The organism is Streptomyces beijiangensis (genome assembly GCF_017315755.1).
GTDB classification, from domain to species: Bacteria; Actinomycetota; Actinomycetes; order Streptomycetales; family Streptomycetaceae; genus Streptomyces; species Streptomyces beijiangensis.
This window is the reverse complement of sequence record NZ_JAFLRJ010000883.1, coordinates 1-422: the sequence shown is the minus strand read 5'-3', so window position 1 is coordinate 422 and position 422 is coordinate 1. Positions and strand designations below refer to the sequence as shown.

Genomic DNA, 422 nt, shown 5'->3' with positions numbered 1-422 from the left:
GTTGAGTCGTACCCCTCCCCGCAGTACCCCCCTTTGCCGCGCCCTCATTCAGGAACAGCCCGTGCCTCCGCGCCCGCGCGCAGCCGCCACCCCCGTATGGCCGCTCGTCGCTCTCTTCACCGCCGGCTACCTCGCCGCGTACCTCCTCCCCACCACCGTGGCCCGCCTCGGCGCGTCCCTCCGACTCGCCCCGACCCAGGCCGGGTTGATGGGCAGCACGCTGCTCCTCGCCTCCGCCCTGGCCGGCTTCCTCCTCGCCTCCCGGGTCGAGCGCATCGGGCCGCACCGGCTCGCCCGCACGGGTCTGCTGCTGATGCTCATCGGGTACGGGACCGCCGCGGCCACCGCCTCCGTGCCGCTCGTCCTGGCGGGCGCCGTCATCGGCGGTTTCGGCTCCGGTACGGCGACCACGGTCGCCGCCT

At 74.9% G+C, this 422-nt stretch carries 1 protein-coding gene; it reads left to right on the top strand.

Features of this window, described 5'->3' with window-relative positions:
• Positions 1-61: 61 nt before the first annotated feature.
• On the top strand, positions 62-422 hold a 361-nt coding region (locus J0695_RS39660), incomplete at its 3' end, for an MFS transporter (protein WP_206969694.1).